This window comes from Pseudomonas sp. Irchel s3h17 (assembly GCF_900187505.1).
Lineage (GTDB): Bacteria > Pseudomonadota > Gammaproteobacteria > Pseudomonadales > Pseudomonadaceae > Aquipseudomonas.
Window position 1 is genome coordinate 68,473 of sequence record NZ_FYDL01000017.1, and the last position, 21,418, is coordinate 89,890.

The 21,418-nt window shown below is 63.2% G+C and carries 16 protein-coding genes; 11 read left to right on the plus strand and 5 right to left on the minus strand.

Annotated elements, in window-relative coordinates:
- Nucleotides 1-4: 4 nt before the first annotated feature.
- The 3 genes from CKW25_RS21935 to CKW25_RS21945 form a co-directional block, all read right to left on the minus strand.
- A complete protein-coding gene (locus CKW25_RS21935) occupies nucleotides 5-682 on the minus strand; it encodes a Crp/Fnr family transcriptional regulator (protein ID WP_095082484.1) in 678 nt (225 codons plus the stop codon).
- An 86-nt stretch (nucleotides 683-768) separates the two neighbouring features.
- Nucleotides 769-1,416, minus strand: coding sequence for a two-component system response regulator NarL (gene narL / locus CKW25_RS21940; protein ID WP_095082486.1), 648 nt, complete (start codon nucleotides 1,414-1,416; stop codon nucleotides 769-771).
- The gene (locus CKW25_RS21945) at nucleotides 1,413-3,215 is read right to left on the minus strand and encodes a HAMP domain-containing protein (protein WP_095082488.1); all 1,803 of its coding nucleotides are present in this window, start codon (nucleotides 3,213-3,215) and stop codon (nucleotides 1,413-1,415) included. Before CKW25_RS21945 ends, narL begins: the two co-directional genes overlap by 4 nt.
- Nucleotides 3,216-3,529: 314 nt before the next feature.
- On the opposite strand from CKW25_RS21945, the gene CKW25_RS21950 reads away from it, so the two are divergent.
- The 11 genes from CKW25_RS21950 (at nucleotide 3,530) to CKW25_RS22000 (ending at nucleotide 18,732) form a co-directional block, all read left to right on the plus strand.
- Nucleotides 3,530-4,834, plus strand: a complete 1,305-nt coding sequence (locus CKW25_RS21950; RefSeq protein ID WP_095082489.1) for a nitrate/nitrite transporter — start codon at nucleotides 3,530-3,532, stop codon at nucleotides 4,832-4,834.
- Nucleotides 4,812-6,209, plus strand: a complete 1,398-nt coding sequence (locus tag CKW25_RS21955; protein ID WP_095082491.1) for a NarK family nitrate/nitrite MFS transporter — start codon at nucleotides 4,812-4,814, stop codon at nucleotides 6,207-6,209. Before CKW25_RS21950 ends, CKW25_RS21955 begins: the two co-directional genes overlap by 23 nt.
- Before the next feature lie 69 nt (nucleotides 6,210-6,278).
- Nucleotides 6,279-10,046 carry a nitrate reductase subunit alpha gene (locus CKW25_RS21960; protein ID WP_095082493.1) on the plus strand — a complete coding sequence of 1,256 codons (3,768 nt, stop codon included), beginning with the start codon at nucleotides 6,279-6,281 and terminating at the stop codon, nucleotides 10,044-10,046.
- A gap of 9 nt (nucleotides 10,047-10,055) precedes the next feature.
- On the plus strand, nucleotides 10,056-11,594 hold the full coding sequence (gene narH, locus CKW25_RS21965) for a nitrate reductase subunit beta (RefSeq protein WP_095082495.1): 1,539 nt from the start codon (nucleotides 10,056-10,058) through the stop codon (nucleotides 11,592-11,594).
- 2 nt (nucleotides 11,595-11,596) lie between these two features.
- The gene (gene narJ, locus CKW25_RS21970) at nucleotides 11,597-12,352 is read left to right on the plus strand and encodes a nitrate reductase molybdenum cofactor assembly chaperone (RefSeq protein ID WP_095082497.1); all 756 of its coding nucleotides are present in this window, start codon (nucleotides 11,597-11,599) and stop codon (nucleotides 12,350-12,352) included.
- Nucleotides 12,345-13,025: a respiratory nitrate reductase subunit gamma gene (gene narI, locus CKW25_RS21975; RefSeq protein WP_095082499.1), complete on the plus strand. Its 681-nt coding sequence runs from the start codon at nucleotides 12,345-12,347 to the stop codon at nucleotides 13,023-13,025. Before narJ ends, narI begins: the two co-directional genes overlap by 8 nt.
- A 10-nt stretch (nucleotides 13,026-13,035) precedes the next feature.
- The gene (locus CKW25_RS21980) at nucleotides 13,036-13,998 is read left to right on the plus strand and encodes a peptidylprolyl isomerase (protein WP_095082501.1); all 963 of its coding nucleotides are present in this window, start codon (nucleotides 13,036-13,038) and stop codon (nucleotides 13,996-13,998) included.
- Between the two features lie 22 nt (nucleotides 13,999-14,020).
- Complete coding sequence (gene moaA, locus CKW25_RS21985; RefSeq protein WP_095082503.1) at nucleotides 14,021-15,013, plus strand: GTP 3',8-cyclase MoaA; 993 nt, start codon at nucleotides 14,021-14,023, stop codon at nucleotides 15,011-15,013.
- Between the two features lie 814 nt (nucleotides 15,014-15,827).
- A complete protein-coding gene (locus CKW25_RS21990) occupies nucleotides 15,828-17,840 on the plus strand; it encodes a ribonucleoside triphosphate reductase (protein WP_095082505.1) in 2,013 nt (670 codons plus the stop codon).
- A 32-nt stretch (nucleotides 17,841-17,872) separates the two neighbouring features.
- Nucleotides 17,873-18,040, plus strand: coding sequence for an anaerobic ribonucleoside-triphosphate reductase (gene nrdD, locus CKW25_RS21995; protein ID WP_095082507.1), 168 nt, complete (start codon nucleotides 17,873-17,875; stop codon nucleotides 18,038-18,040).
- Nucleotides 18,037-18,732 (plus strand): anaerobic ribonucleoside-triphosphate reductase activating protein, encoded by a 696-nt coding sequence (locus tag CKW25_RS22000; protein WP_305883202.1) that lies wholly within the window; start codon nucleotides 18,037-18,039, stop codon nucleotides 18,730-18,732. The genes nrdD and CKW25_RS22000 overlap by 4 nt, the downstream gene beginning before the upstream one ends.
- A gap of 262 nt (nucleotides 18,733-18,994) precedes the next feature.
- On the opposite strand, the gene CKW25_RS22005 is transcribed toward CKW25_RS22000, so the two are convergent.
- The gene (locus CKW25_RS22005) at nucleotides 18,995-20,374 is read right to left on the minus strand and encodes a 4Fe-4S binding protein (RefSeq protein WP_095082511.1); all 1,380 of its coding nucleotides are present in this window, start codon (nucleotides 20,372-20,374) and stop codon (nucleotides 18,995-18,997) included.
- The gene (locus tag CKW25_RS22010) at nucleotides 20,362-21,216 is read right to left on the minus strand and encodes an FTR1 family protein (protein WP_095082513.1); all 855 of its coding nucleotides are present in this window, start codon (nucleotides 21,214-21,216) and stop codon (nucleotides 20,362-20,364) included. Before CKW25_RS22010 ends, CKW25_RS22005 begins: the two co-directional genes overlap by 13 nt.
- Between the last annotated feature and the right edge of the window lie 202 nt (nucleotides 21,217-21,418).

A 21,418-nucleotide genomic window follows, 5' to 3' on the forward strand; every position in this document is an offset into this window, starting at 1 on the left:
CGCATCAGAGGTGGTGGGTGGCCAGCAGGTCTTGCGCGAGGATATGGATGGTGCGCCGCTCCATGGCGATCAGGCCGCTCTCCACCAGACGATGCAATATCCGCGAGAAGGTCTCCGGCTGGATGCCCAGCTTCGAGGCCACCAGGCGTTTGGACACCTGCAATACGACCTGGCCGTTGTCCGGGTCGTGCTCCTGCAACAGAAAATTGATCACGCGCCGGCTGGCGTTACTCAGGGTCAGGGTGTCGATGTCCTTGAGGCGCTGATGCAGGTGAATGCTCATGCTCGCCAGGATCGCCAGGCAGACTTTCGGCTGGTCTTCCAGGGCATTGCGGTAATGGTTGCCCTCGATGCTCACCAGCACGCTGTCCTTCAGCGCCGTGGCGCTCACCGGGTAATAGCGGGTCTGGCTGAACAGCAGGGCCTCGGCAAAGGTCTGCCCGGGCTGGACGATTTCCACCAGGTTCTCCTGGCCGTCGCCGGTGATCCGGTACAGCTTGACCTGACCGCTGACCAGCAGGAAAAAACGCTTGGCCGGGTCCCCCTGGTGCATGAGCGTGCTGTGACAACTCAGGCGCTTGAGCGTGGCCAGGCCACAGACCTCCTCGAAGACCTTGTCCGGGAGTTGCTTGAACAGGTGATGACGACGCAAGACTGAAACGGTGGATGGGTGGGTCAGCATGGCGTACCTCCGCTGCCGGCCATGGTAGAACGCGCGGCCGTCATGGCCTATGCCTCTGCCGGCCTACCTCCAAAGGGGCATGGCCCTCAGCCGGCGTTGCGCAGATGCTCCATGGCCCACACGGCCGCCTCGACGCGCGAGCGCAGCCCCAGTTTGTGCAGCAGGTTCTTCACATGGACCTTGACCGTGCCTTCGGTGATGCCCAGCTTGTGGCCGATCACCTTGTTGCTGAAGCCGCTGGCAATGGTCTTGAGTACCTGGCGCTCGCGCTCCGTCAGTTCGACCTCGGCCTGGCGCGGAGGCGAGCGCAGCGCCTGGGCCATGACCCGGGTCAGGCCCGGGCTGATCACCAGGGCACCGTTCAAGGCATCGCGGATGTACTGAATCAGCAGCTCGGGTTCCATGTCCTTGAGCAGATAGCCATCGGCATCCAGGCGCAACGCGTCGCGAATGTCGTCCTCCGCATCGGACACCGTGAACAGCAGCACCTTGGCGTTGCAGTTCATGGCCCGCAAGCGCCGCAGGGTTTCGATGCCATTCATTTGCGGCATGTTGTTGTCGAGCAGCACCAGGTCAGGTTGCAGGGGCTCGATCATGGCCAGGGCTTCCTCGCCGTGGCCGGCTTCGCCGACGATCTGGAAATCATCTTCAAGTTCGAGCATCTGGCGGATGCCGCGACGCATCATCGGATGGTCGTCTACCAGCAGGATTCGGTATTGCGGGGACGGGTTCATGTGACGCTACCTTCTGTGGGTTGTCCGAGAAATTCCGGTCGGAATTCCATCTGGACGAGGGTGCCCTGGGGCTCCCGGGACACTATCTGCAACTGGCCACGCAAGCTGCGGGCACGTTCGTTCATGATGTTCAGGCCGTGGTGCTCGCGCTGGTCGCAGCTGCCGCTGAAGCCCCGGCCATCGTCCTCGATCGACAGCCGCACGTGCTCGCCGTCCTGGCGCAGTTGCAGCCAGGCATTGTGCGCGTGGGCATGGCGCAGGCAATTGGAGAGCGCCTCGCGGGTGATCTGCAGGATGTGAATCTGTTCGCTGGCCGACAGCTCGAAGGCCAGGCTGTCGACATGCAGGTGCACCTGGAACTCTCCCCGGCGGGAAAACTCCTGGGCCGTGTCCTTGAGTTCCTGGACCAGGCCGGCGTCGTGAATCTGCAGGCGAAAGGTGGTCAGCAGTTCGCGTAACTGGCGGTAGGCATTGTTCAGCCCTTCGCGCAGTTCGGCGGTGACGGTTTCCAGGGTCTCGACCGGTTCGCCCCGGCGCATCAGGGTTTGCATGCGGCTGACTTGCAGCTTCATGTACGACAGCGCCTGGGCCAGCGAGTCGTGCAGCTCGCGGGCGATGATGGTGCGCTCTTCGAGCAACAACAGGCGATGATCCTGTTCCCGTTGCCGCTTGAGCGAGAGCGAAGTGCCGATCAGGTTGGCCAGGGCCTGGATCAGCTGGGTTTCCCAGGCTTGTGGTGCGTGTCCATCGATGAAGTGGGCCTTGAGCTCGCCCAGTTCGCTGCCCTGGTTGCTGATGCTGAGGGTGATCGGATGGGGCTGCTGGTGTTTCTGGCAGGAGGCGCAATTACTGCTGGCGCAGACCTCGCGGTTGCGCGCGCCATGCAGGGCGAGCAGTTGCTGGGCAGGGGCCTGCAACTGGCCTTGCAGGCACAGCGACAGGCGCAACCCGGGCAGGCGCTTCTGGAAGCGCCGGATCAGCTCATCCAGGCCCTCGGCATTGGCCAGGCGTGTCGCCAGGCTGCGGCTGCTTTGATACAGCAGCTCCAGGGCGGCATTGGCCTGTTGCAGGTTCAGGGTCTTTTGCAGGACCTGGGTCTCCAGGGTGCGGTGCGACTCTTCGATGGTTTCGGCCATGGCGTTGAAGCTCATGGCCAACTGTCCCAGCTCATCGGGGGAGCGATAGTTGACCCGGGCCTTGAAGTCGCCCCGGCGAAAGCGCTGGGTTGCCTCCACCAACTCCTCCAGCGGAGTGACCACGCTGTACTGCAGTTCGTACAGGCCAATCAGCAGGATGATCATGGTGGTGAACAGGGCGACGCCCTGGATCACCTGCTGCCAGGTTTGCTTGTGCTCGCTCTGGCGCTGCAACAGGCTGACGAACCGGTTCAGCTGTTCGACGAAGGGCAGGGCGCCGGCCTGGAACGTCGCCCCGTCGCCACGGACCAGGGCCGGATGCAGTGCCTCGTTCCAGTCTTGCTGGATCTGTTGGTAGCTGCGTTGCAGGTCGGGATTGGCACCGTCTTCCAGCACCGCCTTGAGTGACTGGCTGTTGAGACGCTGTTGCAGGCTCTGGGCAATCCGGGTGAGTTCTTCGGCATTGGCCCCCGAGGCCAGTTTCCAGCTCAGGTGATAGGTCTCCATGCGCACCGAGCCTGCGGTGTTGATGGCCGCCGCGTCGCCCTGGCTGAACCAGGCGATCAGGCCGGCGCTCAGGGAACTGGCGAGGGCGAGCACGGCAATCAGGATCACCGCCAGCCCGGCGCGCGCGGGCAGGGAGCTGCGCAACCAGCGGATCATGGGCGCGGGCCTTGGGCAAACACAGGAAAACCGGCCATGCAGAGCTCCAGGGGGGGACGGGCGATGGTGTTGCCGCCGATCCTTGGCGCACTACCTCTAAAGAGTTGTCGACCGCTCGATGTCAGCAATGGCCTTGAGGCGAAGCGGCAAGATGCTGATAAACAAAGGGTTTACAGGCTTCTACGGACTACCTCCTTGGAGGTAGGCAGCACAAGCATAGGCCTGAGGGCCCCGGGGCTTCGTTGATCCTGATCAAGTTTTTGCGGGGTTGGTCTCTCTAGTCTGCCGCCATGGCTAATTGACTGGAGAGCGAGATGACCCAACCGCGTGTACGACAGGGCCTGGTGCTGGGCATGAGTACGCTGGCCTTCACCGTGTGCTTCATGGTGTGGATGATGTTTGCCGTGCTCGGTGTGCCCATCAAGGAGTTGCTCCAGCTCAACGAAACCCAGTTCGGCCTGCTGGCCGCCACCCCGGTCCTGACCGGTTCGCTGGCACGCTTGCCGCTTGGGCTTTTGACCGACCGCTTTGGCGGGCGCAGCGTGTTTTTCCTGCTGATGCTGTCCTGCGTGTTGCCGTTGTACCTGATCAGCCATGCCACGGCCTACTGGCAGTTTTTGGTCCTGGGCCTGTTCGTCGGCCTGGCCGGGGGGTCGTTTTCGGTCGGCATCGCCTACGTTGCCAAGTGGTTCGACCAGGACAACCAGGGCTTTGCCATGGGCATCTTCGGTGCGGGTAACGCCGGGGCCGCGGTGACCAAATTTCTCGCCCCGGCGCTGATTGCCGCCGGCAGCTGGCAGTTGGTGCCAAAGGTCTTCAGCGCAATTCTGTTCATCACCGCGCTGCTGTTCTGGTTTCTCAGTGCCGAAAACAAGCAGCATCGCAGTGCCTCGGGCGCCAGTTTGCGTGAGCAACTGAGCGCGCTGAAAGACCCGGCGGTGTGGCGCTATTGCCAGTACTACTCGATCGTCTTCGGTGGCTACGTGGCCCTGGCGTTGTGGATGACCCAGTACTACGTGAAGGAATACGGTTTCAGCCTGCAAAGCGCCGCGCTGCTGGCCGCCTGCTTTTCCTTGCCGGGCGGGGTACTGCGTGCGGTCGGTGGCTGGATGTCGGATCGCTGGGGCGCACAGAGCGTGACCTGGTGGGTGCTGTGGGTGAGCTGGATCTGCCTGTTCCTGCTGTCCTATCCGCAGACCCAGTTGCAAGTGCAAACCCTCAACGGCCCGCTGGATTTCCATATCGGCCTCAACCCCGCGCTGTTCACCGTGCTGCTGTTCGTCATGGGCATCGCCTTCGCGTTCGGCAAGGCCTCGGTTTTCAAATACATCGCCAACGACTACCCGAAAAACATGGGCGCGGTGTCCGGCATTGTCGGCCTGGCCGGTGGCCTGGGCGGCTTCGTCCTGCCGATTCTGTTCGGTGCGCTGGTGGACCTGACCGGCGTGCGCTCCTCCTGCTTCATGTTGTTGTACGGCGTGGTCTGGGTGTCCCTGGCCTGGATGTACCTCAGCGAAATACGCCAACGCCCACTGCTCGGCAAGCCAGCACTGGCGGCCGCGCCCCGGATTTCCAGCATTGCCCAAGGAGACAACCATGTCCGTTCTGCAAAAGCCTGACAAGGGGCCGGTCATTCATGACTGGCGCCCGGAAGACCCCGAGTTCTGGGGGCGTAGCGGTAAACAGACGGCGACGCGCAACCTGTGGATTTCCATCCCGGCGCTGCTGCTGGCGTTTGCCGTGTGGATGGTCTGGAGCACGGTGATCGTGCGCCTGAACGCCATCGGCTTCAGTTTCACCACCGACCAACTGTTCTGGCTGGCGGCGTTGCCGGGGCTGTCCGGTGCGACCTTGCGGGTCTTCTATTCGTTCATGGTGCCGATCTTCGGCGGCCGCCGCTGGACCGCCCTGAGCACCGCTTCGCTGCTGTTGCCGGCGTTGTGGATGGGCTTCGCCGTGCAGGACCCGAGCACGTCCTACAGCGTGTTTGTGTGGATTGCCCTGCTGTGTGGTTTCGGCGGCGGCAACTTCGCCTCGAGCATGTCCAACATCAGCTTTTTCTACCCCAAGTCCCAGCAAGGCACGGCCCTGGGCCTGAACGCCGGCCTGGGTAACCTGGGGGTCTCGGTCATGCAGTTCTGTGTGCCGCTGGTGATCACCTTCGGCGTGTTCGGCTTCCTCGGCGGCCAACCGCAGACACTCGAAGACGGCAGCCAACTGTGGTTGCAGAACGCCGGGTTCATCTGGGTGCCCTTCATCGTTGTCGTGACCGTGCTGGCCTGGTTCTGCATGAATGACCTGTCCAGCGCCAGGGCCTCGTTCAGCGAGCAGGCGGTGATCTTCAAGCGCAAGCACAACTGGCTGATGTGCTGGTTGTACCTGGCCACCTTCGGTTCGTTCATCGGTTTTTCCGCGGCCTTTCCGCTGCTGATCAAGACCGCCTTTCCCGAGGTCGTCGCCCTGAAATTTGCCTTCCTCGGCCCGCTGGTGGGTGCCCTGGTGCGGCCATTGGGCGGCTGGCTGGCGGACCGGCTCGGCGGTGCCAGGGTCACGTTGTGGAACTTCGTGCTGATGATCGTGATGGTGTTCGGGGTCCTTCATTTCCTGCCGCAGAACGGCACGGGCGGCAACTTCTACGGGTTCCTCGGCATGTTCATGCTGCTGTTCATCACCACGGGCGTGGGCAACGGCTCCACGTTCCGCATGATCCCGGTGATCTTCCGCACCCTGCATGAGAAAGCCGCGGCCGGCAAGGCGCCGGCGGTCCGCGAACAAGCCTTGAAAAATGCCGGCAAGGAGTCGGCCGCCGTCCTGGGGTTCAGCTCGGCCATGGGCGCCTTCGGCGCGTTCTTCATTCCCAAATCCTTTGGCACGTCGATGGCCCAGACCGGTGGCCCGGAGATGGCCTTCTACATGTTCGTCGGCTTCTACCTGAGTTGCATTGTGGTGACCTGGTGGTGGTACGCCCGTAAAGGTGCCGCGACGCCCTGCTGACATGAACCGAATCCAAACCTTGCATGGGCGGGGCATAGAACCCCGCAGCAAGCCTGAGAGGAAAGCACCATGAGTCATTTGCTGGATCAACTGCGGTATTTCAATCGCAAGCAAGGCGAGTTCTCCGATGGCCACGGGGAGACCCGCAAGGAGTCCCGCGACTGGGAGAATGTCTACCGCTCGCGCTGGCAGTACGACAAGATCGTGCGCTCCACCCACGGGGTGAACTGCACCGGTTCCTGCTCGTGGAAGATCTACGTGAAGAACGGCCTGATCACCTGGGAAACCCAGCAGACCGATTACCCGCGCACCCGCAACGACCTGCCCAACCATGAGCCGCGCGGCTGTCCACGGGGAGCCAGTTACAGCTGGTACATCTACAGCGCCAACCGGCTCAAGTACCCGAAAATCCGCAAGCCATTGCTCAAGTTGTGGCGCGAGGCGCGCCAGACCCTGGCGCCAGTCGAAGCCTGGGCCAGCATTGTCGAGAACAAGGCCAAGGCCGACTCCTACAAGAGCAAGCGCGGCATGGGCGGCTTCATCCGTTCCAACTGGGAGGAAGTCAACGAGATCATTGCCGCGGCCAACGTCTACACCGTCAAGCAATACGGGCCTGACCGGGTGGTGGGCTTCTCGCCGATTCCGGCCATGTCGATGGTCAGCTATGCCGCGGGGGCCCGTTACCTGTCGCTGATCGGCGGCGCCTGCCTGAGCTTCTACGACTGGTACTGCGACTTGCCGCCGGCCTCGCCGATGGTCTGGGGCGAGCAGACCGACGTGCCGGAATCGGCCGACTGGTACAACTCCAACTACATCATTGCCTGGGGCTCCAACGTTCCGCAGACCCGTACCCCCGACGCGCACTTCTTCACCGAAGTCCGCTACAAGGGCACCAAGACCGTGGCCATCACCCCCGACTACTCGGAAGTGGCCAAGCTCACCGACCTGTGGCTCAACCCCAAGCAGGGCACCGACGCGGCGCTGGCCCAGGCGTTCAACCATGTGATCTTCAAAGAGTTCCACCTGGACAAGCCGAGCGCCTATTTCACCGACTACGCCAAACGCTTCACCGACCTGCCGGTGCTGGTGCTGCTCAAGCCGATGCTCGGCGTGGCGCCGGGCGCCGGTTATCAGCCGGATCGCTTCCTGCGGGCCTCGGACCTGACCGACAACCTCGGCCAGGAAAATAACCCGGAATGGAAAACCATCGCCCTCGACGCGAGCGGCGAACTGGTCTCGCCGCTAGGCTCGATCGGTTATCGCTGGGGTGAGCAGGGCAAGTGGAACATCCAGGCTCGCGAAGGCGGCGAGGGCCGCGAGATCGACCTGACCCTGAGCCTGATCGGCGGCGAGGTCACGGAAGTGGCATTCCCGTATTTCGCCGGTGAATCCCAGGAGTACTTCCAGCACGTCGCCGGCGATGCCGTGCAGTATCGCCGTGTGCCGGTGCGCAGCCTGACCCTGGCCGATGGCAGCCAGGCCAAGGTCGCCACCGTGTTCGACCTGTCGGCGGCCAACCTGGCCATCGATCGTGGCCTGGGCGGTGCCAACGTGGCCAAGGACTACAACGACGCCACTGTGCCCGGCACCCCGGCCTGGCAGGAGCAGATCACCGGCGTCAGCCGCGAGAAGGCGATCCAGATCGCCCGTGAGTTTGCCGACAACGCCGACAAGACCCGTGGGCGCTCGATGATCATCGTCGGCGCGGCGATGAACCACTGGTACCACATGGACATGAACTACCGCGGGCTGATCAACATGCTCATGCTCTGCGGTTGCGTCGGCCAGACCGGTGGTGGCTGGGCGCACTACGTGGGCCAGGAAAAACTCCGTCCGCAATGCGGCTGGCTGCCCCTGGCATTCGGCCTGGACTGGAGCCGTCCGCCACGGCAGATGAACGGCACCAGCTTCTTCTATGCCCACAGTTCCCAGTGGCGCCACGAGAAGATGAGCATGCACGACGTGCTCTCGCCGCTGGCGGACAAGAGCCAGTTTCCCGAACACGCACTGGACTACAACATCCGCGCCGAACGCGCCGGCTGGCTGCCCAGCGCGCCACAACTGAACACCAACCCGCTGCACATCTGCCGTGACGCCGCCGCAGCCGGCATGGCGCCCAAGGACTATGTGGTCAAGTCGCTGCATGAAGGCTCGCTGCGCTTTGCCTGCGAACAGCCGGACAGCCCGGTCAACTTCCCGCGCAACATGTTCATCTGGCGCTCCAACCTGCTGGGCTCTTCCGGCAAGGGCCACGAGTACATGCTCAAGTACCTGCTGGGCACCAAGAACGGGGTGATGAACGAGGACATCGGCCAGGTCGGCGACTGCAAGCCTACCGAAGCCGAGTGGGTGGACGAGGGCGCCATCGGCAAGCTCGACCTGGTCACCACCCTGGACTTCCGCATGTCCTCGACCTGCGTCTATTCCGACATCGTGTTGCCGACGGCCACCTGGTACGAAAAAGACGACATGAACACCTCGGACATGCACCCCTTCATTCACCCGTTATCGGCGGCCATCGACCCGGCCTGGGAATCGCGTTCCGACTGGGAAATCTACAAGGGCATCGCCAAGGCGTTTTCCAGCATGGCGGTCGGTCACCTGGGCGTTGAGCAGGACCTGGTCACCGTGCCGTTGATGCATGACAGCGTCGGCGAACTGGCCCAGCCCTTTGGCGGCACCGACTGGAAAAGCGCCGGCGTGGCGCCGCAACCGGGCAAGAACGCACCGAACCTGCAGGTGGTGGAGCGCGACTACCCGAACATCTACAAGCAGTTCACCTCCCTGGGGCCGTTGCTGGAGAAGCATGGCAACGGCGGCAAGGGCATCAACTGGAACACCGAGGAGGAAGTGAAATTCCTTGGCGAGCTCAATTACCGCGAAAGCGAGGCGGGGATCAGCCAGGGGCGGCCGAAGATCGACACGGCCATCGATGCCGCCGAGGTGATTCTGTCCTTGGCCCCGGAAACCAACGGCCATGTTGCCGTCAAGGCCTGGGCCGCGTTGTCGGAGTTCACCGGTATCGACCACAGCCACCTGGCCCTGTCCAAGGCTCACGAGGCGATTCGTTTCCGCGATATCCAGGCGCAGCCGCGCAAGATCATTTCCAGCCCGACCTGGTCAGGCCTGGAAGACGATCACGTCAGCTATAACGCCGGCTACACCAACGTTCATGAAGCGATTCCATGGCGCACCATCACCGGTCGCCAGCAGTTCTACCAGGATCACCCGTGGATGCAGGCCTTTGGCGAGCAGCTGATGAGTTACCGGCCGCCAGTCAACACCCGGACCATCGAAGGGGTGAAGGGCAAGCGCAGCAACGGCGAAACCGAAATCGTCCTGAACTGGATCACTCCGCACCAGAAATGGGGCATCCACAGTACCTACAGCGACAACCTGCTGATGCTCACGCTGAGCCGTGGCGGACCGATTGTCTGGCTCTCGGAAATCGACGCCAAGCGTGCCGGTATCGAGGACAACGACTGGATCGAATGCTTCAACGTCAACGGTGCCCTGACGGCGCGGGCGGTGGTCAGCCAGCGGGTCAAGGAAGGCATGGTGATGATGTACCACGCCCAGGAACGGATCGTGAACGTGCCAGGCGCCGAAACCACCAAGACCCGTGGCGGCCATCACAACTCGGTCACCCGGGTGGTGCTCAAGCCGACCCACATGATCGGTGGCTATGCCCAGCAAGCCTACGGTTTCAACTATTACGGCACGGTCGGTTGCAACCGCGACGAGTTCGTCGTGGTGCGCAAGATGGCCAAGGTCGATTGGCTCGATGGTTCGACGGGCGATGACCTGCCGCGCCCCCTGCCGACCGAGATGGATTGAGGAGTTGTCATGAAGATTCGTTCACAAATCGGCATGGTGCTGAACCTGGACAAGTGCATCGGGTGCCACACCTGTTCGATCACCTGCAAAAACGTCTGGACCAGCCGCGAAGGCATGGAATACGCCTGGTTCAACAACGTCGAAAGCAAACCCGGGATCGGTTACCCGAAAGAGTGGGAAAACCAGGACAAGTGGAAGGGCGGCTGGGTTCGCCACGCCAACGGTTCGATCAACCCGCGCATCGGCGGCAAGTTCCGGGTGTTGGCGAACATTTTCGCCAACCCGGACCTGCCGAGCCTCGACGACTACTACGAACCCTTTGACTTCGATTATCAGCACCTGCACACCGCGCCGCTGGGCGAGCACCAGCCCACTGCGCGCCCGCGTTCGCTGGTCTCCGGCAAGCGCATGGAGAAAATCGAATGGGGCCCGAACTGGGAGGAAATCCTCGGTACCGAGTTTGCCAAGCGGCGCAAGGACAAGAACTTCGACAAGATCCAGGCGGACATTTACGGCGAGTACGAAAACACCTTCATGATGTATTTGCCGCGCCTGTGCGAGCACTGCCTGAACCCGGCGTGCGCGGCGTCCTGCCCGAGCGGGGCGATCTACAAGCGTGAGGAAGACGGGATTGTCCTGATCGACCAGGAGAAGTGCCGCGGCTGGCGGATGTGCATCAGTGGCTGCCCGTACAAGAAAATCTATTTCAACTGGAAGAGCGGCAAGTCCGAGAAGTGCATTTTCTGCTACCCGCGTATCGAAGCCGGGATGCCGACGGTGTGTGCCGAAACCTGCGTCGGGCGCATTCGCTACCTCGGTGTGCTGCTGTATGACGCCGACCGGATCAGCGAAGTGGCGAGCACCGCCAATGAGCAGGACCTGTACGAGAAGCAGCTTGAGATCTTCCTCGATCCCAACGATCCGGCGGTGATTCGCCAGGCGCTGGAAGACGGTGTACCGCAGTCGGTGATCGACTCGGCACAACGCTCGCCGGTCTACAAGATGGCCGTGGACTGGAAGCTCGCGCTGCCGCTGCACCCGGAATACCGCACCCTGCCGATGGTCTGGTACGTACCGCCGCTGTCGCCGATCCAGAACGCGGCCGCCGCCGGCACCGTGGGCATGAACGGGGTCATCCCGGATGTCGACAGCCTGCGCATTCCCCTGCGTTACCTGGCCAACCTGCTGACCGCCGGCGACGAGAAACCGGTCAAGCGTGCCCTCAAGCGCCTGCTGGCGATGCGCGCCTACAAGCGTTCCGAACAGGTGGACGGAGTCCAGGACCTGCAAGTGCTCAAGGATGTCGGACTGAGCGTGAGCCAGGTCGAGGAGATGTACCGCTACCTGGCGATCGCCAACTATGAAGACCGTTTCGTGGTGCCCAGCGCACACCGTGAGGAGGCCATGAGCGACGCGTTCGCCGAGCGTTCCGGCTGCGGTTTCAGTTTTGGCAGCGGCTGCAGCGGCAGCTCCGACACCAATATGTTCGGGGCGAAGAAGGCCAACCGCCGCGACATCCTGAAAACCGTGCAGTTGTGGGAGGACTGAGCATGCGCATTCTCAAAGTGATTTCACTGTTGCTCGATTACCCGACCGACACCCTGATAGCGGCTCGAGACGAACTGGAGCAGGCAATCATCCACTCCCGGGAAATCAGCCCCCGGCAACGGGGGGCGCTGTTCGAGTTGCTGGAACTGATCTGCGGTAACGACCTGATGGATGGGCAGGAGCACTACGGTGCCTTGTTCGGTCGCGGTCGCTCGCTGTCGCTGCTGTTGTTCGAGCATGTACACGGTGAGTCCCGTGACCGTGGCCAGGCGATGGTCGACATGATGGCGCAGTACGAGGCCGCCGGTTTCGCCATCGGCGTCAAGGAGCTGCCGGACTATATCCCGCTGTACCTGGAGTTCCTGTCCACCCGCGAAGACCTCGAGGCCCGCGAAGGGCTGGCCGATGTTTCGCACTTGCTGGCCTTGTTGGCGGCACGTCTGGAGGAGCGCGAGAGCGCCTACGCCAGCTGCTTCCGGGCGCTGTTGCAGATTGCCGGTGCCGAGCCGCAGGAGGCGGTGGCGCAATTGCGCGCGCAGGTCGCCGCCGAATCCAGGGACGACTCGCTGGAGGCCCTGGACAAGGTCTGGGAAGAAGAGGCGGTGGACTTCCTCCAGGCCGAGCAGCAGGACCGTTGTGGCGCGCAGCCGAGTGCGCCGGGCAAGGCCCGGGAAGAAAGCGCGGTACCGCTGCACTGGGTCGATTTTCAGCATGAAGGCGTGGCCAGCGTGCCCGCCGGGGAGGTGGGCAATGTCTAAGTGGAACCTGTTGTTGTTCGGGGTGTATCCCTATATCGCGCTGGCGATCTGTCTGCTGGGCAGTTGGGCCCGCTTCGATCTCTCGCAGTACACCTGGAAGGCTGGCTCCAGCCAGATGCTCAACAATCGCGGGATGCGCGTGGCGAGCAATCTGTTCCATGTCGGCGTGCTGTTCGTGCTGGCCGGCCACTTCGTCGGCCTGCTGACCCCGGCGTCGGTCTATCACCATGTGATCAGCACCGAGCACAAGCAATTGCTGGCGATGGTCTCGGGGGGCTTTTTCGGCCTGTTGTGCCTGATCGGCCTGCTGATGCTGGTGAACCGGCGCCTGAGCGACCCGCGTGTGCGCGCCACTTCCAGCACATCGGACATCCTGGTGCTGCTGGTGCTGCTGGCGCAGTTGGTGCTCGGTCTGCTGACGATTGTGGCGTCCACCGAACACATGGACGGCTCGGTGATGGTGCTGCTCGCCGACTGGGCGCAGAACACCGTGCTCCTGCGGCCGGTGGAGGCAGCGGCGGCGATGGCGCCGGTCGGCCTGATCTACAAGTTGCACGTGTTGCTCGGCTTGACCCTGTTCGTGCTGTTCCCGTTCACCCGTCTGGTGCACATCGTCAGCGCACCGGTCTGGTATCTGGGACGGCGCTATCAAATCGTTCGGCAGAAAATCTGAGGAGGCAATCATGTCAGGTGGATGTGGATGTGGCGGCGGTAAAGGCGGCAGCGGTGGTTGTGGGGCTTCCAGTGCCCCGCAGCCACTGGCGACCGAAAGCGTAGCGGGCGGGGCGGTGGCATTTGAACCGCCGCACCCTGAACCGGCGGCGGCTGAGCAAGCCCCCGCACAACTGATCGCCAGCAGTGAGCAGGAGTGGCCGATCATCAGCGTCAATCAGGTGCCGATCACCCCGGAAGCGATGGCCCGGGAGCTGCAATATCACCCGGCGCCCAGCCGTGAGGAGGCGGTGTACCAGGCAGCCAGGGCGCTGGTGATCCGCGAACTGTTGCAGCAGCGCATCGCCGAGCTTGGCCTGTCGCTGCAACTGGGCGCCGGCGAAAACGAAGAGGAGGCCGCCACGCGTTTGCTGCTCGAACGCGAGGTGCAGGTGCCCGAGTGTGACGAGGCCACCTGTGAGCGTTACTACGACAGCAACCGCGCGCGCTTCCACAGTGCGCCGTTGCTGGCGGTGCGACACATTCTGCTCGAATGTGCCCCGGACGATGCCGAGGCGCGCAGCCTGGCGCACATTCAGGCCGAGATCCTGGTGCAGCGCCTGGAGGAATTCCCCGGCAGCTTCGCCGAGCTCGCGCAAAAGTACTCGGCCTGCCCGTCGAAGGCCCAGGGCGGATCGCTGGGGCAGATCAGCAAAGGCCAGACCGTGCCGGAGCTGGAGCGGCAGTTGTTCACCCTGGCGCCGGGGTTGGCGAGCAAGCCACTGGAAAGCCGGTTTGGCTGGCATGTGGTCAGTGTCGACCAGCGGATCGAAGGCAAGGCGTTGCCCTATGAGGTGGTCTCGACGGCGATCCGCACCCAGTTGCAACAGGGTGTCTGGCAAAAGGCGCTGGTGCAGTACCTGCAAACCCTGATTGGCGCCGCGGATGTTCGCGGCATCCATCTACAGGGCGCCGACTCACCGCTGGTGCAGTAACCACGAGGCCAAGGGGAATGTGATGAGCACGCTGATGCAGGATGGATATGGACGGCAGATCGACTACCTGCGGATGTCGGTGACGGACCGTTGTGATTTTCGCTGTGTGTACTGCATGGCCAAGAACATGACGTTTCTGCCGCGCCAGCAGGTGCTCACCCTGGAGGAGTTGCAGCGCCTGGCGACGCTGTTCGTCGGCCTGGGTGTGCGCAAGATCCGCCTGACGGGGGGCGAGCCATTGATTCGCCCCGGCATTGTCGACCTCTGTCGTCACATCGCTGCCTTGCCGGGCTTGCGCGAGCTGGTGATGACCAGCAATGGCTCACAACTGCAACGCCTGGCCCGGCCGCTGGTAGAGGCCGGGGTCAAGCGGATGAACATCAGCCTCGATAGCCTGGACCCAGAGAAGTTTCTCGCGATCACCCGCAACGGTAATCTCGATCAGGTCCTGGGCGGCATCGAAGCGGCGCGGGGGGCGGGGTTCGAGCGGATCAAGCTCAACTGCGTGGTGATGAAAGGGCGCAACTTCGATGAAGTGCTGGCGCTGGTGCAATACGCCATCGACCAGCGCATCGATATCAGTTTCATCGAGGAAATGCCCTTGGGCGATGTCGGCCGTGCCCGGGGCGAGTCGTTCTGTTCCAGCGACGAGGTCCGGGCGCTGATCGCCAGTCGCCATCCGTTGCTCGACAGCACCGAAAACAGCGGTGGCCCCGCACGCTATGTGCGCCTGGCGCAGCATCCCGAGACCCGGATCGGTTTCATTTCGCCCAATAGCCATAACTTCTGTGGCAGCTGCAACCGGGTGCGAATGACCGTTGAAGGGCGGCTGCTGCTCTGCCTGGGACAGGAGGATGCCCTGGACCTGCGTGGCTTGCTGCGGCGTTACCCGCTGGACGACCAGCCGCTGATCAACGCCGTGCAACAGGCATTGCGCCACAAGCCGTTGCGCCACGACTTCAATCCCGAAGGGACCGTGCAGTTGGTGCGATTCATGAACATGAGTGGGGGGTGAACCGAACCGTCAAGAAACGAATGGTCTGGTCAGGGTCGCTGCGCAACCCAGCGGGAGCAAGCTCCCTCGCCACGGAGAGGGTATGCAGTCAAGGAGTGGGGTGTCGTACGCAGGCCTAGTGGCGAGCGAGCTTGCTCGCGCTGGGCTGCACCGCAGCCCCAAAACCAGTCACCGGGTTGTACCTGAAAGACCGCAATGGTTCGGTCAGGGTCGCTGCGCAACCCAGCGGGAGCAAGCTCCCTCGCCACGGAGAGGGTGTGCAGTCAAGGAGTGGGGTGTCGTGCGCAGGCCTCGTGGCGAGCGAGCTTGCTCGCGCTGGGCTGCACCGCAGCCCCAAGGCCAGTCACCGGGTTGTACCTGAAAGACTGCGATGGTCTGCTCAGGGTCGCTACGCAACCCAGCGGGAGCAAGCTCCCTCGCCACGGAGAGGGTATGCAGTCAAGGAGTGGGTTGTCGTACGCAGGCCTCGTGGCGAGCGAGCTTGCTCGCGCTGGGCTGCACCGCAGCCCCAAAACCAGTCACCGGGTTGTACCTGAAAGACCGCAATGGTTCGGTCAGGGTCGCTGCGCAACCCAGCGGGAGCAAGCTCCCTCGCCACGGAGAGGGTATGCAGTCAAGGAGTGGGGGGCGTACGGAGGCCTCGTCACAGGGTTGTCATCGGCGATCCAATGGTCTTTTTCGATCGCCTCCGGGCGATTTTTTTGCTGGTAAATCTTGATGTTGGTCAATTGCAGGCGCGTCCTTTGTCCGTAGCCTGCACTGCATATTGTGGTTTCAAGTTAAATAAAACCTATATGTAGTGTCTGGAGCTCAAATGCATAGCACGCTGATCAGTGTAGGACGCAACCGGCTGCACAAACGCGATGGCAGTCTGGTTGCCTTCGATGCGGACAAGATTCGCCAAGCGTTGATCGCTGCGGGCAAGGCCACCGGCGAGTACACCGAGGTCGAGGTCGAAGGGTTGCTCGAGGCGGTTCTGGCCCAGCTCGAAGGACACGCGCGACTGCATGTCGAGCAGATCCAGGACCGGGTCGAACGGGTATTGATGGACGCCGGGTTTTTCTTCGCCATGCGCGCCTACATCGTCTATCGCGAGCAGCACGGACGCTTGCGCCGCGACCGCAAGACCATGGTCGAGGTGGCGGCGTCGATGAACGAGTACCTGGACCGAGAAGACTGGCGGGTGCAGGCCAATGCCAACCAGGGCTATTCCCTGGGCGGGCTGGTGCTCAACGTATCGGGCAAGGTCACCGCCAACTATTGGCTGGACGAGGTGTACAGCGAGGCTATCGGCCGGGCCCATCGCGAGGCGGATCTGCACGTGCACGACCTCGACATGCTGGCCGGCTACTGTGCGGGCTGGTCGTTGCGTACGCTGTTGCACGAAGGGCTCAATGGCGTGCCCGGCCGGGTCGAGGCCGGCCCGCCGAAACACCTGAGCAGTGCCCTGGGGCAGATGGTGAACTTTCTCGGCACCCTGCAGAACGAATGGGCCGGGGCCCAGGCATTCAGTTCGTTCGACACCTACCTGGCGCCCTACGTGCGCCAGGACCAGTTGAGTTTTCAGCAGGTGCGCCAGGCGATCCAGGAGTTCATCTACAACCTCAACGTGCCATCGCGCTGGGGCACCCAGACGCCCTTTACCAACCTGACCTTCGACTGGGTGTGCCCGGAGGATCTGCGCGAGCAGATCCCGGTGATCGGCGGCGAGGAAATGCCCTTTGCCTACGGTGATCTGCAGGTGGAAATGGACCTGCTCAACCGTGCCTACATCGAGGTGATGCAGGCCGGCGATGCCAAGGGGCGGGTGTTCACCTTTCCGATCCCGACCTACAACATCACCCACGATTTTCCCTGGGACAGCGAGAACGCTGACCGATTGTTCGAGATGACCGCCCGTTACGGGTTGCCGTATTTCCAGAACTTCCTCAATTCGGACATGCAGCCCAACCAGGTGCGTTCGATGTGTTGTCGGTTGCAACTGGATGTCCGCGAGTTGCTCAAGCGCGGGGGCGGCCTGTTCGGCTCGGCCGAGCAGACCGGATCGCTGGGCGTGGTGACCCTCAATTGCGCGCGCCTGGGTTACCTGTTCAAAGGCAACGCCAGCGGCCTGCTGCAGCGGCTGGACGCCTTGATGGAGCTGGCGATGGAGAGCCTGGAGGTCAAGCGCAAGGTGATCCAGCACCATATGGACGCCGGTTTGTACCCTTACACCAAACGGTACCTGGGCACCCTGCGCAATCATTTTTCAACCATCGGCCTTAATGGCCTGCACGAAATGCTGCGTAACTTCAGTGGTGACGAGCAGGGCATGCACACTGAACAGGGACGTACGTTTGCCCTGCAGTTGCTGGACCATGTGCGCGCCACCCTGGTGCGGTTCCAGGAAGAAACCGGCCATCTCTACAACCTCGAAGCGACCCCGGCCGAGGGCACCACTTACCGCTTTGCCAAGGAAGACCTCAAGCGTTATCCCGACATTCTCCAGGCCGGCAGCCGCGAGGCGCCGTACTACACCAACTCCTCGCAACTGCCGGCAGGCTTTACCGACGACCCCTTCGAAGCCCTGGAGTTGCAGGACGAGCTGCAATGCAAATACACCGGCGGCACGGTGCTGCACCTGTACATGGCCGAGCGGATTTCCTCGACCCGGGCCTGCAAGCAACTGGTGCGCAAGGCGCTCGGGCGCTTCCGTCTGCCGTACCTGACCGTGACCCCGACCTTTTCCATCTGCCCGGTCCACGGCTACCTCGATGGCGAACACGAGTTCTGCCCCAAATGCGACGAGGCCTTGTTGCGCGAGCAGCACCCGGGCACGGCCCATTGATTTCGTTTTACTCAACCGCAAGGAGCTACACCATGAATGCACTGCACACATTGCCCCAGGCCAAGCGTCAACGTTGCGAAGTCTGGACCCGGGTGATGGGCTATCACCGCCCGGTCTCGGCATTCAACCCGGGTAAACAGTCCGAGCACCGCGAGCGGGTCCATTTCACTGAATGCGCGGCATCGGCCGGGCGCCAATGAGTCGAACGCTCAGGGTCGGGGGCATGGTGCCCCTGACCACACTCGACTATCCAGGCATGCTGGCCTGCGTGCTGTTCTGCCAGGGGTGTGCCTGGCGTTGTCGTTACTGCCATAACCCGCAGTTGATCCCGCCTCGCGGCAGTGAAGAGGTGGACTGGTGCCGGGTGCTGGCGTTCCTGCAACGCCGTGAGGACTTGCTCGATGCCGTGGTGTTCAGCGGCGGTGAGCCGACCTTGCAGGACAGCTTGCTGGCGGCCATGGATGAAGTGCGCGCGATGGGTTTTCGTATCGGCTTGCACAGCGCCGGGATCAAACCGGACGCCTTTGCCAGGGCCGTGGCCGGTGCCGATTGGGTCGGCTTCGACGTCAAGGCGTTGGCCGAGGATTGCCAGGCGATCACCGGTGTCCGGGGCAGTGGCGTGGCCAACTGGCAGAGTCTGGAGCATCTGCTGGCCAGCGGCGTCGACTATGAGTGTCGCACCACGGTGCATTGGCACCTGCTCGATCCTGCCCGGCTATTGACCCTCGCCCGACGTTTGAGCGAGCGCGGGGTCAAGCGTTTTGCCGTGCAACTGGTCAGGACCGAACGGATGCTCGATCCGCACTTGTCGAGTGTCTCATTGCAGTTTGACCAGGTTGAACTGTGGGCGGCCCTGCGTGAGCTGTTTCCAGAGTTCGTGTTGCGTGGGTAGGGCCAGATGTAGGGGCGAACTTGCTCGCGATTGCGCGGACCAGTGGCCGGTGACGACGGTTGCCCCTCCGTGGCGAGCGAGCTTGCTCGCGCTGGGTTGCGCAGCAGCCCCAAAACGGGTCGCCCGGTTTTATCTGAAAGACTGCAATCGACTGGTTGGGGCCGCTTCGCGCCCCAGCGCGAGCAAGCTCGCTCGCCACGAGGTATGTGCATCCTCGCGCCTGACAACAGATAGGGTGAGGTGAATGGCGCTGCCTTGCGCCTCAGTTCCACCCCCAGAATTGCAACCACCAGCCATACCCCACCAGTGCGTTGGCCAGTAACAGGCAAACACCCGCGGCGCTGCGCCGGGGCAGGGGAATGCCCTGGAAGGCCATCCGTTTCCAGCCCAGCAACAGGCTCCAGACGATGGCGCCCAGCAACAGCCAGGCCCGGGCCGGTTGTACCCATTCCAGCAACAGCCCTTCATAGCGCAGCAACTTCACGGTGGTCGCCGACAGCCCGAGAAACAGTCCGGCGGCGCCCAGGGGGGTGAGTGTCAGGCTCAGGGGCACGTACAGCGCAGGGTCACCGGCCAGTCGCGCCGCCGCGCGCAGCAGGATCAGCAAGCCGCCACCCAGCAGCAGGGCGCTGGCCGTCAGGTACAGGACGATGCTCAAACCGTCGAGCCAGCTGAAACTGTCGTTGAGTGCGGGGTAGTGAGTCAGCAGCCACCAGGGCGCGTTGTCCTGCAAGGGCCAGAACACCTCGTGCCCGACCAGCCATTGCGCGAGGGACTGCTTGAGGGCAATGAACCAGGGGCTGACCGTCCATTGAAACGCGCCCATGGCCAGGCCAATCACGCCAAACAGCAACAAGCGGGCGTCCCACGGCGACAGGTTATCTTCTGTCGCGTGGAGGATCTCCTGGTTGCTGGAACGGGCGATCAGTTGCACTGCGCCACGTTGCCCGCTGCAACGCCCGCAGGCATGGCAGTCGCTGGCGCCCCGCAGGCGACGAATGTCCAGCAAGGGCGCGCAATTGGGCGGGGGCAAGCGGGGGCCAGCATTGTCTTTCCAGCGCTGTTCGTCGACCTGGAAGTGCACCGGGGCCAGGCGCGCGAGCAGGGAAAAGACCCCGCTGACCGGGCACAGGTAACGACACCAGACGCGCTTGCCCCTGGCGAACAGCAGGCCGACGCCGACCGCCACGACCGTGGAACCGCCCAGAATCAGCAGGGCGGCCTGGGCGTAGTCATACACGCTGATCAACTGCCCGTAGAGGGTGGTCAGGCAGAACGCCAGGGTCGGCCAGCCGCCCCAGCGCACCCAGCGTGGCACGCCGAGGCCTTTGCCGTACTGGCTGGCCCACTCGCTGAGTGAGCCTTCCGGGCACAGCACACCGCACCAGAGTCGGCCGAACAGCAGCATCGACAGCAGCACGAACGGCCACCAGATACCCCAGAACAGAAACTGCGCGAGCAGGGTCAGGTTATCGAGTATCCGGGCCTGGCTGTCCGGCAGCGGCAACAGGGCCGGCAGCACCAGCAGCCCGCCATAGAACAGTACGACCAGCCACTGCACCACGCGAATCGCCGTCGCGTGGCGGCGCATGCCGTCGCCCAGGCGCTGCAACCAGCGGTTGTGCCGACTCAGCCCGGGCATGGGACAGCCCTCGGGGTGCGCTGGCGCAACCAGCCGCCGACCGTCAGCCAGTAACCGCTCAGCACCAGCAGGGTCAAGCCGCTGGGCGCCGCCCGGTAACCGGTCATACTCGCCAGGAAACCGCCCGGGCCATGGCTGTCATTGAGTACGGCACGGCTGTCCCACAGCGCTTCGCCGATCAGGCCATAGGCCCAGTCCGGCAAGTCCAGGGCAAGCAGTTGGCCGCTGATTCGTTCGGTGCCACTGACCAGTAGCGCCGCGCCGAGCAGCAGCAGAATGACTTCGCTGGCGGCAAAGAAGCGCTGCCATGAAATGAGTCGACGGGTGCTGTGCAGCAAGCCGATGGTCAACCCCGACAGTACCAGCCCCGCACCTGCGCCGACGGCAAACAGGCCCAGTGCCGGACCTTGCAGGCGGGCCCCGGCGCCATACAGAAAGACTACGGTTTCGCTGCCTTCGCGGCTGACCGCGAGCATGGCCAGGAGCATCAGGCCAACGCCGCCCTGGCGAGCCAGCTGGCTGTCGGCCTGGCGTTGCAAATCAGTCTTGAGGCTGCGTGCGTTGCGGTGCATCCAGCCGACCATCTGCACCATCAGCAAGCTGGCCACCAGCGCCAGGGAAGCCTGGAACCATTCGTTGGCGGAACCGCTCATGGCGTCACCGGCGAACAGAATCAGCAGCGCCAGCAGGCCCGAGAGCATCAACCCCAGGACCACGCCCGCCCATAGGTAATTGACCAGCCGAGCCGCCTGGCTTTGCTGGCTGGCCCAGGCCTGGAGAATGCCGATCACCAGCAGCGCCTCGACGCTTTCGCGCCAGACGATGAACATTGATTGATTCATGGAAACTCCGTGCATTAGCCGCAATGCTGTTCATTCAAGAAAAGCTTGAGGCGAGTGTGAGTCCCGTGGCGAGGGAGCGTGCTCGCGCTGGGGGGCGATACGCCCCCCAAAACAGTTACTGCGGTCTTTCATAACCACTCGGCGACCGCTTTTGGGACTGCTGCGCAACCCAGCGCGAGCAAGCTCTCTCGCCACGGAGTGT

Bases quoted from the DNA above. Each gene is read 5' to 3' on its own strand.
- CKW25_RS21935 (WP_095082484.1), bottom strand. From the start codon at position 682: ATGCTGACCCACCCATCCACCGTTTCAGTCTTGCGTCGTCATCACCTG.
- narL (WP_095082486.1), bottom strand. From the start codon at position 1,416: ATGAACCCGTCCCCGCAATACCGAATCCTGCTGGTAGACGACCATCCG.
- CKW25_RS21945 (WP_095082488.1), bottom strand. From the start codon at position 3,215: ATGATCCGCTGGTTGCGCAGCTCCCTGCCCGCGCGCGCCGGGCTGGCG.
- CKW25_RS21950 (WP_095082489.1), top strand. From the start codon at position 3,530: ATGACCCAACCGCGTGTACGACAGGGCCTGGTGCTGGGCATGAGTACG.
- CKW25_RS21955 (WP_095082491.1), top strand. From the start codon at position 4,812: ATGTCCGTTCTGCAAAAGCCTGACAAGGGGCCGGTCATTCATGACTGG.
- CKW25_RS21960 (WP_095082493.1), top strand. From the start codon at position 6,279: ATGAGTCATTTGCTGGATCAACTGCGGTATTTCAATCGCAAGCAAGGC.
- narH (WP_095082495.1), top strand. From the start codon at position 10,056: ATGAAGATTCGTTCACAAATCGGCATGGTGCTGAACCTGGACAAGTGC.
- narJ (WP_095082497.1), top strand. From the start codon at position 11,597: ATGCGCATTCTCAAAGTGATTTCACTGTTGCTCGATTACCCGACCGAC.
- narI (WP_095082499.1), top strand. From the start codon at position 12,345: ATGTCTAAGTGGAACCTGTTGTTGTTCGGGGTGTATCCCTATATCGCG.
- CKW25_RS21980 (WP_095082501.1), top strand. From the start codon at position 13,036: ATGTCAGGTGGATGTGGATGTGGCGGCGGTAAAGGCGGCAGCGGTGGT.
- moaA (WP_095082503.1), top strand. From the start codon at position 14,021: ATGAGCACGCTGATGCAGGATGGATATGGACGGCAGATCGACTACCTG.
- CKW25_RS21990 (WP_095082505.1), top strand. From the start codon at position 15,828: ATGCATAGCACGCTGATCAGTGTAGGACGCAACCGGCTGCACAAACGC.
- nrdD (WP_095082507.1), top strand. From the start codon at position 17,873: ATGAATGCACTGCACACATTGCCCCAGGCCAAGCGTCAACGTTGCGAA.
- CKW25_RS22000 (WP_305883202.1), top strand. From the start codon at position 18,037: ATGAGTCGAACGCTCAGGGTCGGGGGCATGGTGCCCCTGACCACACTC.
- CKW25_RS22005 (WP_095082511.1), bottom strand. From the start codon at position 20,374: ATGCCCGGGCTGAGTCGGCACAACCGCTGGTTGCAGCGCCTGGGCGAC.
- CKW25_RS22010 (WP_095082513.1), bottom strand. From the start codon at position 21,216: ATGAATCAATCAATGTTCATCGTCTGGCGCGAAAGCGTCGAGGCGCTG.